Genomic DNA, 19,659 nt, shown 5'->3' on the forward strand with positions numbered 1-19,659 from the left:
TCCTGCTACTTTAAAAGGTATCCTTTAAGCATAGCAGGAGCGGTATGGGCAATTATGCCAACCAGTCGCGGATTTTGGCTTCGATACCGGCGGCATCAAGGCCGAGATCGGCGCGAACTTCTTCCTGAGTCCCCTGTGGGATAAAGAAGTCCGGCAGGCCGATGTTCAGCACCGGTACCGGGCGACGGTGGGCCATCAAAAGCTCGTTTACGCCGCTGCCTGCACCGCCCATGATGGCGTTCTCTTCAAGGGTGACCAGCACATCGTGCTCGGCGGCAAGCTGCAGGATTAGCGCGTCATCAAGCGGTTTCACAAAACGCATATCGACCAGCGTCGCATTGAGTTTTTCCGCAACCTGCGCGGCTTCCGGCAATAATGTCCCGAAGTTAAGGATTGCCAGCTTCTGGCCGTTACGTTTCACCACACCTTTTCCGATCGGCAGCGACGCCAGCGGCTCAAGCGCGGCGCCGGTTCCGGTACCGCGCGGATAGCGTACCGCGCTAGGACCGTCGTTATAGTGATAACCGGTGTAGAGCATCTGGCGACATTCATTTTCGTCGCTCGGGGTCATGATCACCATTTCCGGAATGCAGCGCAGGAAGGAGAGATCGAACGCTCCCTGGTGTGTCTGACCGTCGGCGCCGACGATGCCCGCACGATCGATTGCAAACAGCACCGGCAGCTTTTGAATGGCGACGTCATGGATCACCTGATCGTAAGCGCGCTGCAGGAAGGTTGAGTAGATCGCCACGATCGGCTTATAGCCGCCAATCGCCATCCCGGCGGCAAAGGTGACTGCGTGCTGTTCGGCAATGGCGACATCAAAATATTGATCGGGGAATTTCTTCGAGAACTCGACCATGCCCGAACCTTCACGCATCGCCGGAGTGACGGCCATCAGTTTGTCATCCTTCGCCGCGGTTTCGCACAGCCAGTCGCCAAAGACTTTAGAATATGTTGGCAGGCCGCCGCTGCTTTTTGGCAGCACGCCGCTGGTGTGATCGAATTTTGGTACCGCATGGAAGGTGATGGGGTCTTTTTCGGCCGGTTCATATCCGCGGCCTTTTTTGGTCATGATGTGCAGGAACTGCGGTCCTTTCAGGTCGCGCATATTCTTCAGCGTATTAACCAGACCCAGCACATCGTGGCCATCTACCGGGCCGATGTAGTTAAAGCCCATCTCTTCGAACAGCGTGCCGGGCACCACCATACCTTTAATATGCTCTTCGGTACGTTTAAGCAGTTCTTTAATCGGCGGTACGCCGGAGAAGACTTTTTTGCCACCTTCACGCAGCGAGGAATACAGCTTGCCGGAGAGCAACTGCGCCAGATGGTTGTTCAACGCGCCGACATTCTCTGAGATCGACATTTCATTGTCGTTCAGCACGACCAGCATGTCTGGTTTGATATCGCCCGCGTGGTTCATCGCCTCAAATGCCATCCCGGCGGTGATAGCGCCATCGCCAATGACGCAAACGGTACGTCGCTGTTTGCCTTCTTTTTCGGCGGCAATAGCGACGCCGATCCCGGCGGAGATAGAGGTGGAGGAGTGACCGACGCTCAGTACGTCATATTCGCTTTCGCCGCGCCATGGGAACGGATGCAGCCCGCCTTTCTGCCGGATAGTGCCGATTTTGTCGCGACGACCGGTGAGAATTTTGTGCGGGTAGGCCTGATGACCGACGTCCCAGATTAAGCGGTCGAACGGCGTATTGTAGACATAGTGCAGCGCCACGGTCAGTTCAACCGTGCCAAGGCCAGAGGCAAAATGGCCGCTTGAGCGGCTCACGCTGTCCAGAAGATAGCGGCGCAGCTCATCGCAGAGCTTAGGCAGGCTATCTTTTGGCAGCAGGCGCAACTCCTGGGTGGAATCTACCAGCGCCAGGGTTGGGTATTTGGCAATATCAAAACTCATCAGAGACTCATTTATTGTTTATTTATCGCGCTGAATAATGTAATTCGCGAGCGCTTCCAGTGCCGTGGTATCCAGCGATTGCACAGCCAGTTCATCTAGCGCCTGGCGGGCATCGGCAACCAGATCGCGTGCTTTCTGCTGGGCTTGCTCAAGACCCAAAAGCGCCGGATAGGTACTTTTGCCTAACTGTTGGTCGGCACCCTGACGTTTGCCAAGAGTCGCAGTATCACCTACCACATCAAGAATGTCATCCTGCACCTGGAAGGCGAGACCGATATTCTCCGCAAAGCGATCGAGCGCCGGCAGCGCCTGACGGCCACGCTCGCCGGCGCTCAGCGCGCCAAGACGAACCGCCGCGCGGATAAGCGCTCCGGTCTTGTGACGGTGAATTCGCTCCAGCGTCTGCAGATCGACCTGTTTGCCTTCCGCCTCGAGATCCAGCGCCTGACCGCCGCACATTCCGGCGACGCCGCTGGCCTGGGCCAGTTCGGAAACCATCGCCAGACGGTCGCGATCCGGCACTTCCGGCATCGGCGTATCACTCAGTATAGAAAATGCCAGCGTTTGCAGGGCGTCACCGGCAAGAATAGCGTTCGCTTCGCCAAACTTGATGTGGCACGTGGGTTGACCGCGGCGCAGATCGTCGTCGTCCATCGCCGGCAGATCGTCATGCATCAGCGAGTAGGCATGAATGCATTCGACGGCGGCGGCTGGGGCATCCAGCGTGGAACGGCTAACGCCGAACATCTCGCCGGTGGCGTAAACCAGGAAAGGGCGCAGCCGTTTACCGCCTAATAATGCGCCATAGTGCATGGCTTCAACCAGCGGAGTGTTCTGAAACGGCTGCGGGGAGATAAAACGGCGCAGCGCGTCATTGGCCTGGGTGACACAGGCCTGTAATTGTTGCGGGAAGTCCATTTATTCAGCGTCCGGCGTAAAGGGAGTCAACGGCGCATCTTCGCTATCGGCCAGCAGGATTTGGACACGCTGCTCGGCCTGTTGCAGTTTCGTCTGGCCCTGGCGTGCGAGCTGCACCCCGCGTTCAAATTCGCTGAGCGCTTCTTCCAGCGGTAGTGCGCCGCTTTCCAGACGATTAACGATCTGCTCGAGTTCGCCTAAAGCGCTCTCAAAGCTGGCCGGGGCCTCATTTTTCTTTGGCATAGTGAATATAGACTCTTGTTATGTCTCGATGGCTATCAGTATGGTAACGGAGTCGGGCGGTTAAGCAAACTCGCGGCATTCACCCTACGGATACATTTTTGCGAAAATGCGCAATGCCAGGCGAAAAGCGAACAATGATGGTATACTCCGCGCCCTGGATGCAGACGCTGTATTGCGCCTGTACAACTTTTTTGCTTAAAGCCCCGTCGGGCTTGCCAACGAACTATTGTCGCCATGAAGTTTATCATTAAATTGTTCCCGGAAATCACCATCAAAAGCCAATCTGTGCGGTTGCGCTTTATTAAAATTTTAACCGGGAACATTCGTAACGTTCTCAAAAACTATGATGAGACGCTCGCCGTCGTTCGTCATTGGGATCATATCGAAGTTCGCGCGAAAGACGAAAATCAGCGTCCGGCTATTCGCGACGCGCTGACCCGTATCCCGGGCATTCACCATATTCTGGAAGTGGAAGATGTACCTTTCACCTCGCTGCACAATATTTTTGAGCAGACATTACCGCTGTGGCGCGAGCAGCTCGAAGGCAAAAGCTTCTGCGTGCGTGTGAAGCGCCGTGGTAAACATGAATTCACCTCAATTGAGGTTGAGCGCTACGTTGGCGGCGGCCTGAACCAGCATATCGAATCGGCGCGCGTGAAGCTCACCGACCCGGACGTGACGGTTAACCTCGAGATCGAAAACGATCGCCTGTTGCTGGTGAAAGGGCGCTATGAAGGTATTGGCGGCTTCCCCATTGGTACTCAGGAAGATGTGCTGTCGCTCATCTCCGGCGGTTTCGACTCCGGGGTTTCAAGCTATATGCTGATGCGCCGCGGCTGCCGCGTACACTACTGCTTCTTCAACCTCGGCGGCGCCGCGCATGAAATTGGCGTTCGTCAGGTGGCGCACTATCTGTGGAACCGCTTCGGCAGCTCCCATCGCGTTCGCTTCGTGGCAATCAATTTTGAGCCGGTCGTTGGCGAAATTCTTGAAAAAGTCGATGATGGTCAGATGGGGGTGGTGCTCAAACGTATGATGGTGCGTGCGGCATCGAAAGTCGCTGAGCGTTATGGCGTGCAGGCGCTGGTGACCGGCGAAGCACTGGGCCAGGTCTCCAGCCAGACGCTGACCAACCTGCGTCTTATCGATAATGTCTCCGACACGCTGATCCTGCGTCCGCTGATTTCGCATGATAAAGAACACATCATCAATCTTGCGCGTGAAATCGGCACGGAAGATTTTGCCCGCACCATGCCGGAATACTGCGGCGTTATCTCGAAGAGCCCAACCGTAAAAGCGGTGAAAGCGAAGATCGAAGCGGAAGAAGAGAACTTCGACTTCAGCATTCTGGATAAAGTGGTTGAGCAAGCGAATAACATCGATATTCGCGATATCGCCCAGCAAACGCAGCAGGACGTGGTGGAAGTGGAAACCGTCAGCGGCTTCAGCGCCAATGACGTGATTCTCGATATTCGTTCTATCGATGAGCAGGATGACAAGCCATTAAAAGTGGAAGGCGTCGATGTTGTTTCGCTGCCGTTCTATAAACTGAGCACCCAATTTGGCAACCTCGATCAAAGCAAAACCTGGCTGTTGTGGTGTGAGCGCGGCGTGATGAGCCGTCTGCAGGCGCTATACCTGCGCGAGCAGGGCTTTACTAACGTGAAAGTGTATCGTCCGTAATTCGCCTGTACTACTTATGAAAAGCCTTCCCTTAGGGAAGGCTTTTTTACATCTATTGGCTGGCGTATCAGCGTAGCGTCATCGCCAGCGCATTCAACTGATCGATAACGATATTCCATCCCTCAAAAAATCCCATTTTTTCATGCTGCTCGCGGGTTTCATCATCTGCATGCAGTACCGTAGCCGTATAGCGACAGCCGTCGTTTTCATCCGCAAAGGTAATAATAGCCGTCATAGCAAAAGGGGTAACGGCCGGCCGAAAGTTCTCGGTTAGCATTGAGGTCATGACTAATTTTTGCTGCGGAATGACTTCAAGAAAGCAGCCGGGGTTATCGCTACGTTCACCGTCAGGGCCGTGCATCACGGTGTGAAAAGCCCCACCTGGACGCAAATCAAAGGCCAGAACGTCGGTATACCACGGCTTAGGGCACCACCAGGTTTTGAGTAATGCCGGATCGGACCACGCGCGCCAGAGAGCTGAAGTGGGCGCGCTGAGCCAGCGGCTAATGACGAGGTCACGAGAATCGGTTGCGCTACGGGACATGCTACGGCTCCTCAAGATACAGGGGGGCCAGTCCGCTGCGCGGACCGGCTATCAGGATTCGTAGTAATTATAGATGCCAGCAGCCATGACCAACTGCGAAGCCACTTCATACGCTTTTTCGCGCCCGACCAGCAGGTCAATCATTTTGAGGGCGAAATCAATAGATGTTCCAGGCCCCTGGCTGGTCAACAAATTAACCCTGGGATCCCAGACGACGCGTTTATCCTGCCACTGTTCGGCGGGGATATGCTCTTTTAACGCCGGGAAACCGGTCATGTTGCCGATAGGGAACAGATTATGTGGCACCAGAACGGTCGCTGGCGCGGCACAGATTGCCGCCACGATGCGCCCGGATAAATGAAATTGTCTTACGGTTTCTACCAGCAAAGGGCTGTCGCGGAAGCACTCGGCGCCTTTAATTCCGCCAGGCAAAACGATGATATCAAAATCGCCATCGGCGACTTCGACCAGCGGCGCATCCGCGAGGAGCTTCACGCCTCTTGAGCAGACAATCGTTAGATTGCCATCACTGGCGACGCTGGCGGTGGTCACTTTCACACCGCCGCGCGCTAATAAATCGATAGTGGTGACCGCTTCGGTCTCTTCGCTACCAGGGGCGAGGCAAATCAGTGCCGACGCGCTCATAAATATTCTCCTTTCGCTTTACCTGTTCAAATAAACGGGCATTTTCCGGCACTGACAGACCGTGGGCCCGGGCGCGATTAAGCAGAAAACCGGTGATATAGTCGATTTCCGTATGCCGCTGCGCGCGGATGTCCTGCAACATCGATGAAATATTATCTGCAGTACTTTCAATGACCTGATTCACATACAATAACAGGTTTTCTGCCGATGTATGAATGCCTTCACGTTGCATTACTGCGGCGACTTCCTGACAGATAACATTGATTTCATGCGGAAAATCACGCAGATCGCCATTTCTGCAATCTTTCAGCGCGGTCAGGGGGTTAATCACGCAGTTGACGGCCAGCTTACTCCACAACGCCGGGTGGATATTGTCGTGCCAGGCGACATCCGGCAGTACGTTTTGTAGGATGTCGGCGAGGCCGCTGTAATCTTCGCTATAGCTTTTAGCAGGGCCGATATGAGTGGTTCCCTGTGCGACGTGAATGATGACATTGCCATCGCGTCGGGCGGCGTGGGTGGTGGACGCCAGCAGCAGTGGTTGCTTAATGTTTTTTAATTCATTCAGGGTGCCCATGCCGTTATGAATAAGCAAAATAGGCGCCGAAGCCGGTAATATAGCGGCCAGATTTTTCACCGCCTGCGAAACCTGCCATGCTTTTAACGTCACCAGTAGCAAATCGCTGGAGGCGAGAAAATCAGGATCGTTAGCAGTCATTGATTCGTTAAAGGTGCTACCGTCAGTCTCAATGAGATTAACGCTACAAAATGGTTGCGGGACGCGTAACCAGCCCTGGACCTCATGTCCGTTTTTACACAGCGCGGTTAACCACAGTTGTCCCAGTGCACCGCATCCCAGTACGGTTACTTTCATTATTCCTCCTCACCTGCGACTCCCAGGCGCTTGTAGCTAAAGTATAGCGTTATCAGCTAAGCTTCCGGGATAACAAGTTGAGTTATGCCGCGTTGTGGGTATTATGCAACGCAAAAGAAACGGAAGGAGAGGAAAAGATGCCATCTTTCGATATTGTCTCTGAAGTCGATCTTCAGGAAGCGCGTAATGCGGTCGAAAACGCAAGCCGCGAAGTCGAGTCACGATTTGATTTTCGTAATGTTGAAGCCACCTTTGAGCTGAATGAAACCAGTAAAACCATCAAGGTGCTGAGTGAGTCTGATTTCCAGGTCAATCAATTATTAGATATTTTACGCGCGAAGCTGCTCAAGCGCGGCATTGAGGGAAGTTCGCTCGACGTACCAGAAACCTTTGTACATAGCGGAAAAACCTGGTTTGTCGAAGCTAAGCTGAAACAGGGTATTGAGAGCGCAATACAGAAGAAAATCGTTAAATTGATTAAAGACAGCAAGCTAAAAGTACAAACGCAGATTCAGGGCGAAGAAATTCGTGTCACAGGTAAATCCCGTGACGATTTGCAGTCGGTAATGGCGTTGGTGCGTAGTGGCGATCTTGGCCAGCCATTCCAGTTCAAAAACTTCCGCGATTAACACGCAAAGCCCGATGGCGCAACGCCATTCGGGCATTGCGCTGATGTCGATGCCGGAGAAGGCTTAAGCCGCTCTCCGGCAAATCTAGATTTCATTACTGATCCCTTCCGTCCTGCTTTGTAATCCTTCAACAAAGTATTCAGCATATTTTTTCATGACCAACGCCAGGTTAGTTTTGCTAATTAATTTCTCAAATTGAACCTCAAAACGATGAATTCATACTTACATGATAAAACATGAGAGTGAATAAACCCCAGAAGAAGAGGGGCATACAGCGTTGATCTCAATCATGAAATAAGGAAAGTTGATTATGCACGGAACGAATTCACTTTTTGTTCATTATTTTAATCGGTGAAACTGTAACGGAGTAAGGATACGGCGTTGTGTGTGCCATTATTTATTACGCATCGCTAAAAAAATTTTGAATTGGTTTAGCAGGCGAGATGAGAACTGATGAACTAACAGCGTTGAAACGAGTCGTTACGCTCGATGCGTGGACAGGGGATGTCTCATATTTTGTATGAATTGAATCAATTTTCTTTGTTCCATGTAGGTATATGCATTCGGCGTAGGCGAGCGCAAAAATACATTTTTAATATATTTAAAAATAATTTATTGAATAGAACTGCATATAACATTTGATGAGTTTACGTGCTTTTCACAGGGATTTTGTATGCATGATGCGTACTTAAAATAGTCAGGGTGAATATTGCTGCATTAGCGCAGATTATTCCTTCTGGCTGCACTCAATCAATACTATCTTAGAAAGGTTCATATGAAATACCACGAAAACAAAAAAAGGTCAGTGAAATTAAACCCGATTGCAGCGTCATTATTACTACTGATGCCCGTAATGGCGCAGGCGGAAATTTCTATTAAAAATGGCAGCGTTACTGAAGCTTCCAATGGCGTGCCGGTTGTTAATATCGCCAAAGCGAACAGCAATGGCCTTTCGCATAACGTATATGACACGCTGAATGTTGGTGCCGAGGGCGTTATTTTTAATAACGCGACAAGCGCAGCACAGTCCGTGCTGGCAGGGCAGATTGCGGCCAACCCGAACCTTACGGATGGCAGCGCAATGGTTATTCTTAACGAAGTAACTTCAACAAATGCCAGTACCATTAATGGCATGATGGAAGTTGCTGGTGATTCCGCTCACTTAATCATTGCCAACCCTAATGGCATTACGACTCAGGGAGGCGGGTTCATCAACGCTGAAAAAGGGACATTGACGACTGGCACGCCAAAGATCGGTGATGATGGGCTGCTAAATGGCTATTCGGTTAATGGCGGAACGATTACGGTAAGTGGATTTCAGAGCGACTCGCCGACCGAAATCCTCGCGCGCAGTATCGTGGTGAATGGCGCTCTTTCTGCGAGTGAACTTAATGTCGTCGCTGGCAATAATGCCCTTAATACTGAGGGGGTGGTGACGGGTACCGTGACTGCTACTGGCAATGCTAGCAGCTATGGCGTGGATGTATCTAAGTTAGGCGGAATGTACGCGAATAAGATTAACCTCGTCAGTACTGAAACTGGGGTTGGTGTGCGAAACCAGGGAACGATTGCAGGCGGCGATAGCGGTATAAAGCTTACCAGCAATGGGAAGTTAGTTAATAAAAATGCAGCTATCCAGTCTAGTGGCGATATCACCCTGAACACCAACGGTGTTTTAGAAAATAGCGCAGGGAAAATCAATAGCGATAAAATGATCGCTATTGATACTTCGGGTAATAATGTTAGTAATATCAACGGTGGCAATATTTTAGCAACCACGAATAACTATATTACCAGCGGTAAATTCGATAATAGTAATGGTAAACTGGCTGCCGGACAAACGCTGGCTGTCAATACCAGTGGTAATACTTTTACCAATACCGGAAAAGCTAAAACGGCGGGTATTGAGGCGGGTGTCGTTGCAATAGAATCAGGTGATTTTAATAATAACAACGGTCAGATTCATGCTGGCTATGTTGGCCTGAAAAATACATCGTTAACCAATAATGGTGGCACTATTGATTCAACGGGCAATGTCGAAGTTGAAAGTACTGGAAACATTGAAAACGTAACTGGTTTGATCCGTTCCAGCGCTGGTGCTGTAAAATTAACGACAACGAAAGCAGTTAAAAACAACGACAACAAATCGGCCGATACCACGGGCGGTGAATCCTTGGGTATCGTCTCAGGTAATGGCATCGAGATTGCTGCTGACTACTTATTCAACTGGGCTGGCGAAATTGCCTCAGATGGTGATGTGAGCATCCAAACCACCAGTGATATTGATAACTATATGGGTAAAATTGAAAGCAGTAAGACTGTTTCAATTACTGGTCGCGACATCAATACCAGCCAATCCGGTATTAACGGAGGAGATGGTGTAAATATCGATCTCGATAATTACTACAGCCGCTTGGGGGTGATAACTTCAGTAAACGGTGATGTTACTATCAAAGCCAACACCGTGAGCACAGACAGTTCAGTCATTAAAGCTAAAAATATCAGTATCGATTCCGGAGCTGATATCGATGCTAAATATACTATGATGGTTGCTGATCAAAAACTAGCGCTTAATGCGGCAGGCAAAATCACCAGCACCGATAGCGACAAGTTCGGTTTCTATGTTGGTCAATATTTCGGTTATGGAAACCAACAAGGTGGTTTAATTGGTGGTGAGGGTGTTGATATTACGGCGAAAAGCCTGAATAACGAATCCGGTCGTATCATTGCGCAAACCGGTGATGTAAATATTAACCTGACTGGCGATCTTGCCAGTAACAAAGGGCAGATTGTTGCGAATTCCGGGAAAATGACGATTGCAGCGAAGAGAATTGCCGCTGATTATGCAACAATCTACAGTTCAGGCAACATGAAGATTGATGCCAGTGGATTATCGTCCAAAGCAAGTGGCTCTATCGCAAAAAACACGGCTACCGGTATCATCTCTTCTGATAGTGATGTATTGATTAATATTAATGGAGATTATAATAATACCGGCTGGGTGAACGCCAAAGGTAATATGACGGTAAATGCTTCTGGTTATCTGACTAATAACCATGCATTTAGTGCTGATGGTGATTTGAACCTGACGGGGAAAACCATTACTAATAACAGTGATATTGCTGCTGGAAATACGCTTAATATTTCTACAGCAAATGACCTGACCAATAATCTTGGCGCGAACATTTCGGCCAAAACAACTAACGTCACCGCCAAAAATATCTCTAACTGGGCTAATTTAGTTGCTGACAGCGAATTGAACGTCACGGCAAGTAATAACATTTACAATTACGGTAATCTATATACCAATGGTAAAGCTGTTATTAATGCCAAGAAAATAGTCAATACTGGTTTTTGGGCTGTATTAGGTGGTGCGCAAGGATTTCAGACTACTGCTAATATTGTAAACATTTTTGGTACCGTGGTCGGTAAATAAATCAGGTAGCAGGTGAAAGCAGTAAGGGATTACTGCTTTCACATTATCAGGATATGAAATGGATATTCGACATACATTAATTATTACTTCTCTTTTTTTGGTTGCGCTTCCTGTGGCTGCTGCTGATGTTCAGTTAGGTCGTCTTATAAAAGAACAGCAAAGTAACGATAATGCGTCCTTACAAGACAGAAAAATAGAGCAGAAAGATGTATATTCTGATGCCACAACAAAGAAACATACTGATAGCACATTCCCGCAAGAAACACCTTGTTTTCAGATCAATGAATTGATTCTTAGTGATGATTTTTTAGATAATAATGAATTAAAGAAAATAAAAAATCAGGTAGTTGGTCAATGTCTCGGAATGAATGGGCTCAAAAAGGCTGCGGTGCTGTTCCAGGATTATTATATAAACGCAGGGTATATTACTACCAGAGTTGAAATTCCAACTCAGGATTTATCAACGAAAAAATTAAAACTGACAGTAGTGCCTGGAAGAATTTCAGAGATCGTTGTTGCTGGAAATGATATAAGCAAGTGGATTTTACCTTTTTCAGATGGCGATATTCTGAACATCCGAGATCTAGAACAAGGCCTGGAAAACATACAGAGAACCCCTGAGGTGGATGTAAAGATCAACATTCTGCCAGGTTCCGAAAATGGTTCGAGCAAAGTAGTAATAAATACGCAGCGCAAAAAAAAATGGAGCTTAAGGGCTTCCTATAATAACTTCGGCGATCAGAGTACTGGTAGTGAACTTATCGGTGGAACAAGTTATTTATATAATGTCACAGGCTTGAGTGACTTTTTTTATCTTGCAGGGACAGGTAGCCAAACGGGTGGCTATAAGAACGTGAGTACTTATTATAGTGTGCCATTCGGTTATTATGATCTTAGTCTCTATTATAGTAAAAGTAAATCCCATCAAGGCATCGATATTGGTGCATATACTTTTGACTATATTGGCAAGACAGAATACTTCAGTCTTAAAGGCAATAGAATGCTATACCGCAATGTGAACTCAAAATTGTCTGCAAGCGCTGAACTGATCAGACGTAAGTATGACTACACATTGGGTGGGACAGAACTGGTATTGCAAAAGCGTGATATGGGTAATGTACGGTTAGGCGTAAATTATAAGAGAAACTTTACCGGGGCAGCACTGGACTCCACGGTAACCTGGCAGCGGTTTACCAAGGCGTTTGGCGGTACCGATACACCTGATATGCGCACTGGCACTGTTAGTAAAGAAAGTCAAATTGTGAACCTTAATGTGAATTACGTGAAATGGTTAACAATGTTGCCAGTTAACGCCTATTATGAACTTAATTTTGGCGCCCAGTATTCACCGGATAATTTGACGTTACAGGATCAGTTCACGATAGGCGATCGTTGGAGTGTGCGTGGTTTTCAAAATAGTGATGGGATCTATGGCAATAAAGGTTTCTTTTTACAGAACACGCTAAATGCAGTGACGGGTTATAAAGGTCTCATACCCTATATCGGTGCAGATTACGGTCAAATAATTGGTAAGTTACCTTCACAGAACCTTAGTGGCAAAAAAATAATGGGTGGTATTTTAGGTGTCAAAGGGGCTGTCAGAGCTCTGGAATATGATGCTTCGGTATCAGCCCCTTTTATCTATCCTAATAATTTGGATGTCGATGAATATAAATTAAATTTCAACTTTGCGTACCAGATTTAATTCATTGGGGGATGTGCAATGCGTATTGGTACAGATATTGTTGAAGTGGCAAGAATAGAAAAAGCCATTGCCAATGATAAGTCAGGGTTTCTTCATCGAGTATTTACGGATAATGAGATCAAAGATATTGATTTTCCTTTCCCTAATTATGAGAGGGCATCAGGATTTTGGGCTGCTAAGGAGTCCCTGGTAAAAGCCATAGGGTATGGATTTAGTCACGGGATCCGTTTCCATGACATTGAGGTCGTTCATGATGAACATGGAAAACCTGAATTCATATTGTCAGGGAGTGTTAAGGAGATTCTAAATAATCAACAAATTATGAATATATCATTGAGTATTTCACACTGCCGGACATATGCGATAGCCGCAACCATAATCTATTAATAAAGGCATCATGTAAAATGTATAAGTATAGCGATCTTGTAAATAAAAAGGTGCTGATTACTGGTGCCAGCGGCGACATAGGTCTTGCAATTTGCGAGAAATTTCTTGAGCAAAAATGCACGGTATATGCGTTGTATAAATCAAATGTCGAGCCTTTGATTGCTCTGAAAGGAAACAATGCTAATGGCAACTTACTTAATATTTTGCCATGTGATCTCACAAGCCAGAAAGAAGTGACTGCGTTGTGTGAGCGCTTGACTGTCGAAGCCGGAAGACTGGACGTGCTGGTGAATAATACGGGTATTGTTAAGGATAGCCTCTTTGCATCAATGACCTTTGATGATTTTTATTCTGTCATTAGCATTAATTTACTTAGCCTGTTCCGGTTAACGAAGGAAGCATTAATGCTATTACGTTCAGCGGAAAATCCAGTTGTTATTAATGTCGCATCGGTGGCTGCTCTTGTACCAAGCGTTGGTCAGGCAAACTATAGCGCATCAAAAGGTGCAATATTAAGTTTTACCAGGACACTTGCCGCTGAGCTGGCGCCGCGGGGAGTACGCGTTAATGCGGTCGCGCCGGGGATGATTGAATCTAAAATGGCGAAGAAGGTTCCACGTACAGTTGTTCGTGAAGTGACTAACTCAATTCCATTAAAACGACTCGGAAAATGTGACGAGGTGGCCAACGTTATTGTTTATTTAAGTTCTTCAGCATCTAGCTATATCATAGGGCAAACCATCGTCGTCGATGGTGGCATGGTAATGCGGTGATATATGTCTAAGTATTCAATACCACCAAAAATTTTTCTTGCTATGGGCGGCTGGCGTCAACCTTTACTCATGGTAGATAAAATAGTCGATTTTAAATACGGAGAGAATGGCTTCATCAAAGTTATAAAACATGTAACTTATAATGATCCTTATCTGCTTGGACATTTTCCGGAAGATCCCATTATGCCAGGAGCGATCATTTCTGAGATATTTGGCCAGGCAAGCGAGTATTATTCTTTTCTCACTGATATCTGTGATATTTATCAACAACACTCGGGTAAAGAACTTAGGTCATTGCGTGATATCCATGCTTATATCAAGCATCCGGATATGTTGAGCATAATACATACAAGGCGTGCTGCGGTGCGTGGAGTGTTAGCATCACAGAATTTGAAATTTAAAGAAACGGCTTACCCGGGAGATACGATTGAAGTGGTAAGCAAGCTCTCATTTTCTGACGATAGTGGGTTTAAACATTATTTAGTTACAGCTAATGTTGGCAAGAAAATTATTAGCCAGGGCGTCATTATTAACTTTAGAGAAATCATTTAATTATCCAAGGAGTCCGGTGTGACAAACATCCATGATGAAATTGATGAAAGAAAAAAAATAATCATTACGATTAAAAACGAAATTATTCAACGCCTGAATGTCCAGCGTGAGGCTCATCAAATAGATGATGATACGCCCTTGTTTGGCAATGGCTTGAAACTTGACTCTGTCGATGCAACGGAGATTATCGTTATGCTTGATAAAACCTTCAACATCCAGGTCTCAGAAGGCGATGATCCAGCCTATATGCGCAGCATAAATAATCTGGCATCTTTCATTCTAAAGAAAAAAACATCCTGAATTGATAAGGTTATATTGAAGGGTATTTTATGAAGTTACTTTCTGATCTCCATTTTAACAACAATGCGGTTATGGGTATCTATAATCACCAATGCGTACCTTCTTCATATCATGATATTTATGAAGAGTATAAAGCTGTGCGTGAAAATGTCTTGCTGATAGATTATTCTCATATGTCCATTACCAGTGTGATGGGGGAGGATGCATGGGCGCTTGTAAACTATTTGGTCTCTGCTGATGTATCGATCATCCGTGATGAGCAGGGTATTTACTCTTTGCTGCTTAACGCTGATGGAACTATTCGCGGTGATGCTTATGTTCTGTGCGCCGCTGAAGGCTATTATATTCTATCCGAGAATCTGACTGCACAAGAAGTGATAAATGTCCTGAATGAAATCCTTGTTAAGGCGGATGATTTAGATATTCAGGAGATTCCAGAAATAAAATCGATGGGAGAGGATGACTGGGGCGTCATTATGCTGGAAGGGCCTTATGCCTGGGAAGTAATGGCAGAGGTTTATGGTTTTGATATCATTGGCCTACCTTACTATGAATATATGAATACCAATGATGGACTTATGGTTTTTCGTTGTGGGAAACATGGCGAATTCGCATATCAATTGATTGGTGCACAAGCAACGCTTGTCACCATGTGGATGAAGTTACAAGAAATAGGCGCCAGGTATTCGCTGAAAACCGGTGGCTTAGAATATCAACGTCTGGTGAGAATTGAAAATACAGGATGGGATGAAAGTATTTACCCTCGCTATTCTACAAACCCGGTGGAACTGCAAATGCAGTGGGCTATCCAGTATGATAAAGAGGACTTTATTGGTAAGAGTGCAGTCGTGGAGTTATCGCGAAATGGCGCACAACGTAAGCTTATTGGGATCTCTCCATGCGATGAGTGTTGTCAGATCGATTCAGATGATCTTGTGATGGTTAATGGACAACAGGTAGGGGTTATTATTAATGCAACATATTCGCCGGCCAGGCAAGCATGGATTGCGTTGGCCCTTATTGATGAATGTTATGCGTTAGCCGATATTTCAGGTTTTAGCCTTAAAACCGCAAATGGTGAAATCGCTGCGAAAACACAGAACTTACCCTTTATTTATAACTTGAGTTTGTTGGTTAATCCCACAACGCATAGCTTTGTTGATGCTTCGAAAGCAAAGAGCGCGTTTGCCACGGTATAACGTTTAGCGATGACAATATTATATCCAGCATCGGTCGGTAGAAAATAACAATCGGGATAAAGCATAATATTATGAAAACTAGTAGAAAAAGAGTGGTTATTACCGGTATGGGGATTTTGTCGTCTCTGGCTGACAACATCGCAGACTTCAGGCAAGCGCTGCTGGAGAAAAAAAATGGCATCGCTGATAGTGCGCGTTTCTCTAAATGGTTTGCAAACGCCCGTGCGGCTGAAATGCTGCATCAAATTCATTGTCCCGAATTATCGAAAGAGGTTGTCTCATCGCTAGATAATGCTGCACTTTGGGCCTACAAAGTTGGTAAGGAAGCACTAGAGCAGGCAGAATTGGCGACCCATCGGGAGTGCCTGGAACAGATGGGGCTGATTGTAGGCGTTTCTTCTGCAGGCACTGAAGCATTCCTTCCGTTATTTGAGCAGCATATTCAGGACTTTTCGTTACGGAAGGCTCTTTTTTCAGGCAGCTTTTCATCGTGTTGTTCCAGCGCATCTACGTTATTAGGCCTGAAAGGAGGCGTGGAACTCGTTGCAACGGCTTGTACGGCAAGCCCGAACGCCGTCGGCATGGCTTTTGATTACATCCAAAACGGCAAAAGCAAGGCTATGCTGGCTATTGGAACAGAACCTATTTATTTACCCACCTTTGCCGGTTTTTATGCCCTGAACGTTATGCACCCGCAATCGTGTTCGCCATTTTCGGGGCATTCAGGTATGTCTATTGGCGAAGGCGCAGGGGCAATAGTCCTGGAAGAGTATGAGCATGCGGTCGCGCGTGGTGCGACGATTCTCGGCGAAATTCTCTCGTACGCCACCTCGTGTGATGCATACCATGAAACGGGGCCCGACCCGCGCGCTAGCGGCGCAGTGCAGGTCATGCAGAAAGCCATGGCGAATGCAGGTATCAAACCTGAGCAAATTGATTACGTTAATGCGCATGGTACGGGAACGCAGGCTAATGACCAAATAGAAACTCTGGCGATGAAGAAAGTTTTCTCTGGCGCCGAAAATATATTGATCAGTTCTACTAAATCGTATTTTGGCCACAATATTGGCGCCGCCGGTATTGTCGAGCTCATCGCTTGTTTAGTTACCCTTCCGCAGAAGCATGTTCTGCCAACGTTGAATTTTTCGCAGCCGCGCCCTAACTGCGATCTGGACTACGTGGCGAATGAGTTTCGAAACAAAGATATCAATATCTTTATGAAGAATAACTACGCATTCGGCGGTAATAATTGCTGCATGATTGTCAGTACCAAACCATGTTCAGTTCCTCTTACCGCCTATGATGCCAAACGTGTTGTTATAACTGGGATAGGTGCCGTATCGGCTATTGGACATACGCTTAATGAAATTCTTCGCTATATCCATGAAGATGCCAGGTCGCTGGAGTTGAGCGGCGTAGTATTTCCTGATGATACGCTTGAAGAGGCTAAAGCGCTGTTGGATGTTGTAGAAAAAACTAATCAGTTTGCGGAAATATTTGGCGAAGAATATCGAGAAGCGGCCTACCGACAGCCGGAGTCAGAAAAGCACTTTAAAACTTACCAGATGAAAGGCCTCGAACCACGTAAACATTTACGCCGCTATGACCCACGCAAAGCAACGCGCGGCGGTACGTTTGCGCTGATTGCACTTTCAGAAGCCCTGAATAGGGCGAAACGCAAGATTAAACGTGATGGAGAGGAGCTGGGCATGGTTCTGGGGATGGCCCGTGGACCGCAAGAAACTACCTACAAGTATTTACAAAGTTTAAAGCCCGATCCGCGCAAAGTACGTACTTCAGAGTTTCCTGGTTCGCTGATGAACTCGATGACGACATTTTGTGGGATTTCGGAAGGTATAAAGGGATATACGACTACGTTAGCGACCGGTGAAAACGCCGCGCTTGGCGCATTGACTTATGGCTATGAAATTGTTCGCCAGCAACTACAGCCACAGGTCATTGTTGGTGGGGCTGATGAATATTTTCCATCGATGTCCCTGTATATGGATGCGGTGACCAACAAGATTCATATGACGTCAAATGTCGCTGATTATCAGATATATGCCAAAGAGGAACATGGATATGTTCCTGGTGAAGGGGCCTGTATGCTGTTATTGGAAGACGCGCGTGCAGCAGCTACCCGTGGCGCTGAAATATTGGGAGAAATTGCAGGTTATGGTAAGTCATGCAGTAATTCCTACTTTGATGCGACGCAGATTGAGGAAAAATCTACCGCAATGTCGCTGGCGATCGCTCGCGCGCTTGCCGATGCGGGTATTACCGCAAAAGAGATTGATTTAGTGTGTGGAACTAGTAGTGGCAGCGAAGTTAGCTCAATCATAGAAATTAATGCAATCTATGATTCATTCCATAGCCATAATCCACATGTTCCAGTGGTGAATTATAACGCATTTTTTGGCTTTGTTGCTTCGTCTGCAGGGCTTTTAAACCTGGCGGTGATTCTTGATTGTATTCAAAGACAATCGGTTCCTGCTATTCCATATACACAAAACTTTGCCGACGCAAGAATTAACTTTGTAAAGAAAACACGAGAAATAGCTATCAAATACGCTCTTTTAATTGGCGCTACAGAAGGCGGGAATTATTACGCTATCGTGATTAAAGGATAACAAGGTGAGCGGGAGAGCTATTATTTCTGGCTTCAGTGTATCCTTGCCATATGCTGAGAATAGTTCGCTGTTAATTCGAAATCTGCAGCAAGGAAAACGGGTACATTTGTCGCCATGGTTTATATCAGATAACCAGGCTAGAGAATGTGGATTTGCAGAGAATATATTCATTGCGAAACTACAACGAGAAAACGATAGCGCTTTTGAACTGGTGTACAAACTCATTGATGACGCCTTACTACAGGCTGGTCTTAGTAATGACAGCCTGAAAGGCAACAGAGTTAGAGTATATATTACCGGAATAGGCCCTCGTGTTGATGTTATGGATTACAGGAATTTTTATAATTACAATGATATGGAAGATGTTTCGGTAACATCTTCAATTAAAAATCTTTCTGTAAAAAATATGTCGCAGGATAATTTTTCTTATACGCTGGGGCTAAAGTATGAGTTGCAATATTTGCCGCCAAATATGAACTGTACAAGTAACTCATCATTGACGGCTATTCATTTGGTTACCAGGGCAATAGAGAGTGGAGGTATTGACCTCGGGCTTGTTATTAATATTTCAAAAATTAAATATCAGGATCTTGTATTCCTTGCAAGCCAGGGAATGTTGGACAGTAAAATTGTCCAGCCCTTCGGGGTAAACAGCAATGGTGTGCATTTTGCCGAAGGCTATAGCGTTATGTTACTGGAAAGTCAACAACACCGAATGATGCGCGGAAAAAGTCCGGGAGTATGTATTACTTCGGCATATAAGCAAATTAATGCTAGTCGAAGTAATGATGCATCCTGGCAAAGCACCAGCATTTTGAAGTTGATTCATTCATTATTAAATGATGCTGGGGTGAGAAAAGAGGACCTTTGTGGATTCATCCCTCACGGTAATGGAACCTCATCCAGTGATAAAGTTGAAGCAAAAGCGATCGCTATGTTTGCTGGTGAAACCCCGCTTCCCGTATTGGCCTATAAAGGACAAGTTGGTTATACCGCAACGGGATCTGGGGTGATAGACCTAATTATTGGCTATCATTTACTGCTCACGAATGAATTGATTTTTCCTGTTATCAATGACGAAATCATAGATGATGTCGCTTGCCATATCTCCGTAGAAGGAGGTGTGAGGAAACATGAAAAAAACCATCTTCTGAAGACCGGGTTAGGCGTCGATGGTTCAGTTGTTGCGTTATTAATGACAAATTTGAATAAGAGTTGTGGTTGAT

17 protein-coding genes are annotated in these 19,659 nt (G+C 46.6%); 11 read left to right on the plus strand and 6 right to left on the minus strand.

The window, feature by feature from the left end:
• Positions 1–52 precede the first annotated feature (52 nt).
• From dxs to xseB, 3 genes are read right to left on the minus strand one after another with little or no spacing between them, the layout of a single operon-like run.
• A complete protein-coding gene (gene dxs, locus AC22LX_RS14060) occupies positions 53–1,915 on the minus strand; it encodes a 1-deoxy-D-xylulose-5-phosphate synthase (RefSeq protein ID WP_045390912.1) in 1,863 nt (620 codons plus the stop codon).
• A gap of 18 nt (positions 1,916–1,933) precedes the next feature.
• Positions 1,934–2,833 (minus strand): (2E,6E)-farnesyl diphosphate synthase, encoded by a 900-nt coding sequence (gene ispA, locus AC22LX_RS14065; protein WP_045390909.1) that lies wholly within the window; start codon positions 2,831–2,833, stop codon positions 1,934–1,936.
• A complete protein-coding gene (gene xseB / locus AC22LX_RS14070; protein ID WP_045390907.1) occupies positions 2,834–3,076 on the minus strand; it encodes an exodeoxyribonuclease VII small subunit in 243 nt (80 codons plus the stop codon).
• A 234-nt stretch (positions 3,077–3,310) separates the two neighbouring features.
• Between xseB and thiI the strand changes: the two genes are divergently transcribed.
• Complete coding sequence (thiI, locus tag AC22LX_RS14075) at positions 3,311–4,759, plus strand: tRNA uracil 4-sulfurtransferase ThiI (protein WP_045390904.1); 1,449 nt, start codon at positions 3,311–3,313, stop codon at positions 4,757–4,759.
• A gap of 67 nt (positions 4,760–4,826) precedes the next feature.
• Here thiI and AC22LX_RS14080 read toward each other — a convergent pair whose 3' ends face one another.
• Genes AC22LX_RS14080 through panE form a run of 3 tightly spaced genes read right to left on the minus strand, consistent with a single transcriptional unit; the run spans position 4,827 to position 6,822 of the window.
• The gene (locus tag AC22LX_RS14080; protein WP_020079493.1) at positions 4,827–5,303 is read right to left on the minus strand and encodes an SRPBCC family protein; all 477 of its coding nucleotides are present in this window, start codon (positions 5,301–5,303) and stop codon (positions 4,827–4,829) included.
• 51 nt (positions 5,304–5,354) lie between these two features.
• Complete coding sequence (gene yajL / locus AC22LX_RS14085; protein WP_045390902.1) at positions 5,355–5,948, minus strand: protein deglycase YajL; 594 nt, start codon at positions 5,946–5,948, stop codon at positions 5,355–5,357.
• Complete coding sequence (gene panE, locus AC22LX_RS14090) at positions 5,911–6,822, minus strand: 2-dehydropantoate 2-reductase (RefSeq protein ID WP_049059416.1); 912 nt, start codon at positions 6,820–6,822, stop codon at positions 5,911–5,913. The genes yajL and panE overlap by 38 nt, the downstream gene beginning before the upstream one ends.
• 137 nt (positions 6,823–6,959) lie before the next feature.
• On the opposite strand from panE, the gene AC22LX_RS14095 reads away from it, so the two are divergent.
• From AC22LX_RS14095 to AC22LX_RS14140, 10 genes are all read left to right on the plus strand, one after another.
• Complete coding sequence (locus tag AC22LX_RS14095) at positions 6,960–7,451, plus strand: YajQ family cyclic di-GMP-binding protein (protein ID WP_045390897.1); 492 nt, start codon at positions 6,960–6,962, stop codon at positions 7,449–7,451.
• Positions 7,452–8,226: 775 nt separating this feature from the next.
• Positions 8,227–10,887 (plus strand): two-partner secretion domain-containing protein, encoded by a 2,661-nt coding sequence (locus AC22LX_RS14100; RefSeq protein ID WP_045390895.1) that lies wholly within the window; start codon positions 8,227–8,229, stop codon positions 10,885–10,887.
• Between the two features lie 58 nt (positions 10,888–10,945).
• Complete coding sequence (locus AC22LX_RS14105; protein WP_045390892.1) at positions 10,946–12,592, plus strand: ShlB/FhaC/HecB family hemolysin secretion/activation protein; 1,647 nt, start codon at positions 10,946–10,948, stop codon at positions 12,590–12,592.
• A gap of 18 nt (positions 12,593–12,610) precedes the next feature.
• A complete protein-coding gene (gene acpS, locus AC22LX_RS14110) occupies positions 12,611–12,979 on the plus strand; it encodes a holo-ACP synthase (RefSeq protein WP_045390890.1) in 369 nt (122 codons plus the stop codon).
• 17 nt (positions 12,980–12,996) lie between these two features.
• The gene (locus AC22LX_RS14115) at positions 12,997–13,752 is read left to right on the plus strand and encodes an SDR family oxidoreductase (protein ID WP_487334029.1); all 756 of its coding nucleotides are present in this window, start codon (positions 12,997–12,999) and stop codon (positions 13,750–13,752) included.
• A 3-nt stretch (positions 13,753–13,755) separates the two neighbouring features.
• Positions 13,756–14,304 (plus strand): hotdog family protein, encoded by a 549-nt coding sequence (locus AC22LX_RS14120; protein WP_045390884.1) that lies wholly within the window; start codon positions 13,756–13,758, stop codon positions 14,302–14,304.
• Positions 14,305–14,322: 18 nt separating this feature from the next.
• On the plus strand, positions 14,323–14,604 hold the full coding sequence (locus AC22LX_RS14125; RefSeq protein ID WP_045390881.1) for a phosphopantetheine-binding protein: 282 nt from the start codon (positions 14,323–14,325) through the stop codon (positions 14,602–14,604).
• A 29-nt stretch (positions 14,605–14,633) separates the two neighbouring features.
• Complete coding sequence (locus AC22LX_RS14130) at positions 14,634–15,803, plus strand: aminomethyl transferase family protein (protein WP_045390878.1); 1,170 nt, start codon at positions 14,634–14,636, stop codon at positions 15,801–15,803.
• A gap of 71 nt (positions 15,804–15,874) precedes the next feature.
• On the plus strand, positions 15,875–18,433 hold the full coding sequence (locus tag AC22LX_RS14135; protein WP_487334030.1) for a beta-ketoacyl synthase N-terminal-like domain-containing protein: 2,559 nt from the start codon (positions 15,875–15,877) through the stop codon (positions 18,431–18,433).
• 4 nt (positions 18,434–18,437) lie between these two features.
• Positions 18,438–19,658, plus strand: coding sequence for a beta-ketoacyl synthase N-terminal-like domain-containing protein (locus AC22LX_RS14140; protein ID WP_487334031.1), 1,221 nt, complete (start codon positions 18,438–18,440; stop codon positions 19,656–19,658).
• The last annotated feature ends 1 nt before the right edge of the window (position 19,659 follow it).

It is taken from the genome of Klebsiella sp. PK01 (genome assembly GCF_057624675.1).

Bases quoted from the DNA above. Each gene is read 5' to 3' on its own strand.
- dxs (WP_045390912.1), bottom strand. From the start codon at position 1,915: ATGAGTTTTGATATTGCCAAATACCCAACCCTGGCGCTGGTAGATTCC.
- ispA (WP_045390909.1), bottom strand. From the start codon at position 2,833: ATGGACTTCCCGCAACAATTACAGGCCTGTGTCACCCAGGCCAATGAC.
- xseB (WP_045390907.1), bottom strand. From the start codon at position 3,076: ATGCCAAAGAAAAATGAGGCCCCGGCCAGCTTTGAGAGCGCTTTAGGC.
- thiI (WP_045390904.1), top strand. From the start codon at position 3,311: ATGAAGTTTATCATTAAATTGTTCCCGGAAATCACCATCAAAAGCCAA.
- AC22LX_RS14080 (WP_020079493.1), bottom strand. From the start codon at position 5,303: ATGTCCCGTAGCGCAACCGATTCTCGTGACCTCGTCATTAGCCGCTGG.
- yajL (WP_045390902.1), bottom strand. From the start codon at position 5,948: ATGAGCGCGTCGGCACTGATTTGCCTCGCCCCTGGTAGCGAAGAGACC.
- panE (WP_049059416.1), bottom strand. From the start codon at position 6,822: ATGAAAGTAACCGTACTGGGATGCGGTGCACTGGGACAACTGTGGTTA.
- AC22LX_RS14095 (WP_045390897.1), top strand. From the start codon at position 6,960: ATGCCATCTTTCGATATTGTCTCTGAAGTCGATCTTCAGGAAGCGCGT.
- AC22LX_RS14100 (WP_045390895.1), top strand. From the start codon at position 8,227: ATGAAATACCACGAAAACAAAAAAAGGTCAGTGAAATTAAACCCGATT.
- AC22LX_RS14105 (WP_045390892.1), top strand. From the start codon at position 10,946: ATGGATATTCGACATACATTAATTATTACTTCTCTTTTTTTGGTTGCG.
- acpS (WP_045390890.1), top strand. From the start codon at position 12,611: ATGCGTATTGGTACAGATATTGTTGAAGTGGCAAGAATAGAAAAAGCC.
- AC22LX_RS14115 (WP_487334029.1), top strand. From the start codon at position 12,997: ATGTATAAGTATAGCGATCTTGTAAATAAAAAGGTGCTGATTACTGGT.
- AC22LX_RS14120 (WP_045390884.1), top strand. From the start codon at position 13,756: ATGTCTAAGTATTCAATACCACCAAAAATTTTTCTTGCTATGGGCGGC.
- AC22LX_RS14130 (WP_045390878.1), top strand. From the start codon at position 14,634: ATGAAGTTACTTTCTGATCTCCATTTTAACAACAATGCGGTTATGGGT.
- AC22LX_RS14135 (WP_487334030.1), top strand. From the start codon at position 15,875: ATGAAAACTAGTAGAAAAAGAGTGGTTATTACCGGTATGGGGATTTTG.